Here is a 2942-nt window from a genome sequence, read left to right as displayed (position 1 = left end):
TATAATCAGCTTGCCGCAGGTCGTCGCAAGGCCCGTCACTACGCGATGCAGGCACTGTATCAATGGCATATGGCTGGCCAAGCCTTGAGTGTTATTGAGGCTGAGTTTCAAGCTGACTACGACATGACAAATGTCGATAAAGAATTTTTCCACGATTTGGTCCACAGCATTCCCGCCCAGCTCACCGACTTGCACGCGCTGTTTGAAAAACACCTCGATCGCAAACTCGATGATCTCGACCCCATCGAATTATGTCTATTGCGCATGGGTAGCTTCGAGCTGCTGCGTCGTATTGATGTGCCCTATAAAGTAGCCATAAACGAAACCATCAATCTCGGTAAACGCTTTGGTGCCACTGATGGCTACCGTTATTTGAATGGCGTGCTAGATAAGGTCGCCATGGAATGTCGCGCAGTTGAAGTTGCCGCTGAGCGTGGCAAATCCCCTAAGCCCGCAAGCGACGCCGAGTAAGTCGGCGCTCATCGCAGCTTATGCCGATATCAGAATTTCAATTAATTCAGCAGTATTTTAAGGCTGGCGCCGCCGCGGCGCTGGCCCGCCCCAACTCGCCAGTGCGCTGTGGTATTGGCGACGACTGTGCCGTTTTAGCTTTACCGGCTGGCGATGAATTGCTGGTGTCGGTAGACACCTTGGTTGAGACCGTACACTTCCCAAAGAACTACCCAGCTGACTTGCTGGCCCGTCGCGCGTTGGCAGTTTGTGTAAGTGATTTGGCTGCCTGTGGGGCAACGCCGCTGGGTTTTACCTTGGCCCTCACCCTGCCCAGCGTTGATGAATTATGGCTAGCTGACTTTGCCTCTGCATTAGCCAGTGTCGCCGCTGAATACGACATCAGCTTAGTGGGTGGTGATACCACTCGTGGGCCGCTATGTCTCAGCATGCAGGTGATGGGCTCGGCGCCGACAGGCGCGGCCATTTTACGCAGTGGTGCCCAGCCCGGCGATCTTGTCTTTGTTTCGGGTCAGCTTGGCGACGCCCGCGCGGCCTTGAATTACCTTGAAAAAGACGAGGCGCAATTAAGCGTGGCAGAGCAGACATTATTGACCCGTTATCACGCGCCGGTGCCGCGCTTAGCGTTGGGCCAAAAGTTGCGGGGCTTGGCCACGGCGGCAGTCGATGTGTCTGACGGCTTGGCGGCCGACCTCAGTCATATTCTCAGTGCCAGTGGTGTGGCGGCGGTGTTGGCGGTCGAGCGTTTGCCCTTGTCTGCGGCTATCACCGAAACTGATCCCGCGCGTGCTGTTGAGTTTGCGCTCAGCGGCGGCGATGATTACGAATTGTGTTTCACCGCCCCAGCGGCGTATCGCGAGCAGTTGCACGCCATCAGTCTTGAATTGAATTTGGCCATTACTGAAGTTGGCTATATCGAAGCTGGCGCTGGATTAACTTGTTTTGCCGCCGACGGCAGTGTGCACATGCCCGTCGCGGGCTACCAACATTTTTGAGTTGTTTACATCATGAAAATACCTGTTTCATTGCTAAAAAATCCGGTGCATTTATTGTCTTTGGGTTTTGGTAGCGGGCTTGCGGCTAAAGCGCCAGGCACGTTTGGCACCCTAGCTGCACTGCCTTTTTGGTATGCGCTGCAATTTTTGCCGCCAGTTTATTATGTCGTGGTCTTGATCTTGGCGTTTGCCCTTGGCGTGTATTTGTGTGGTGCCACCGCAGATGCACTGGGTGTGCACGACCACGGGGGAATCGTCTGGGACGAGTTTGTCGGCTTGTGGATTGCGCTATTTATGGTGCCCATGCATCTCGGTTGGATTGCTTTAGGCTTTGCCCTGTTTCGTTTGTTTGATATTTGGAAGCCGTGGCCAATACGACTGCTAGACGCGAAGGTGCACGGCGGCTTTGGCATTATGATCGACGATATGCTGGCCGGGATTTACGCCTATTTGGTGCTGCAATTCCTGTACGTATTAAGTTAAAACCAATAGATTTATTAACATAGTGAGAGGGTCCCGATGGTTTCTTTAGGCACGCCGTTTAGCGACAGCGCTTGTAAAGTTTTGCTTTGTGGCGCGGGTGAGCTGGGTAAAGAAGTGGCCATAGAGTTGCAGCGCTTGGGTGTAGAAGTGGTCGCCTGCGACCGCTATGAAAATGCCCCAGCGATGCAAGTTGCCGATCGCAGCTATACTTTTTCAATGCTCGACGGCGCAGAATTGCGCCGAGTCATTGAGCTAGAAAAACCCGATTACATCGTGCCAGAAATCGAAGCCATCGCCACTGACACCTTGGTTGATTTGGAGCGTGAAGGCTATAACGTGGTGCCCACCGCCCGAGCCGCGCAGCTAACCATGAATCGCGAAGGTATTCGGCGCTTAGTGGCGGAAAAACTCAAGCTAGCGACCTCGACGTATCGCTTTGCCGACAGTAAAGATGAGTTTGATGCCGCGGTGGCTGAAATTGGTCTGCCCTGCGTGATCAAACCAATCATGAGTTCCTCAGGAAAAGGTCAGAGTCTAGTGCGTCGCCCAGCCGAAATTGACGACGCGTGGACTTACGCCCAAGAAGGCGGCCGCGCGGGAGCAGGCCGAGTCATCGTGGAAGGCTTTGTTGATTTCGATTACGAAATCACCTTGCTCACCATTCGTCATCGCGGCAGCGATGGCGAAGACACCGCAACCAGTTATTGCGCGCCGATTGGCCACTTGCAAAAAGATGGTGATTATCAAGAGTCTTGGCAACCGCAGCCAATGTCCGACATCGCATTACAGCGCGCTCAACAGATGGCTGAACAAGTAACTACGGCGCTAGGTGGTTGGGGCTTGTTTGGCGTTGAGCTGTTTGTAAAAGGGGATGAGGTGATTTTCAGTGAAGTTTCGCCGCGGCCCCACGACACCGGCTTAGTAACATTAATCTCTCAAGACCTCTCAGAGTTTGCCCTGCATGTTAGAGCCATACTTGGTCTCCCCATCCCC

4 protein-coding genes are annotated in these 2942 nt (G+C 53.6%); all 4 read left to right on the top strand.

Going from position 1 to position 2942, the window contains the following annotated elements; translation table 11 throughout:
- Positions 1–471 (top strand): transcription antitermination factor NusB (gene nusB, locus ABYT30_RS17875; RefSeq protein ID WP_373097842.1); only part of this gene is annotated, 471 nt, incomplete at its 5' end.
- A gap of 20 nt (positions 472–491) precedes the next feature.
- Positions 492–1466 carry a thiamine-phosphate kinase gene (gene thiL / locus ABYT30_RS17870; protein WP_373097841.1) on the top strand — a complete coding sequence of 325 codons (975 nt, stop codon included), beginning with the start codon at positions 492–494 and terminating at the stop codon, positions 1464–1466.
- A gap of 12 nt (positions 1467–1478) precedes the next feature.
- Positions 1479–1949: a phosphatidylglycerophosphatase A gene (locus ABYT30_RS17865; protein WP_373083458.1), complete on the top strand. Its 471-nt coding sequence runs from the start codon at positions 1479–1481 to the stop codon at positions 1947–1949.
- A 36-nt stretch (positions 1950–1985) separates the two neighbouring features.
- Positions 1986–2942 (top strand): formate-dependent phosphoribosylglycinamide formyltransferase (purT, locus tag ABYT30_RS17860; RefSeq protein WP_373097839.1); only part of this gene is annotated, 957 nt, incomplete at its 3' end.

It is taken from the genome of Zhongshania sp., assembly GCF_041623545.1.
Taxonomy (GTDB): domain Bacteria; phylum Pseudomonadota; class Gammaproteobacteria; order Pseudomonadales; family Spongiibacteraceae; genus Spongiibacter.
The sequence above is the reverse complement of the archived record's forward strand: the minus strand, read 5'-3'. Positions and strand labels throughout refer to the sequence as shown.

Coding starts and splice junctions, on each gene's coding strand:
- thiL (WP_373097841.1), top strand. CDS start 492: ATGCCGATATCAGAATTTCAATTAATTCAGCAGTATTTTAAGGCTGGC.
- ABYT30_RS17865 (WP_373083458.1), top strand. CDS start 1,479: ATGAAAATACCTGTTTCATTGCTAAAAAATCCGGTGCATTTATTGTCT.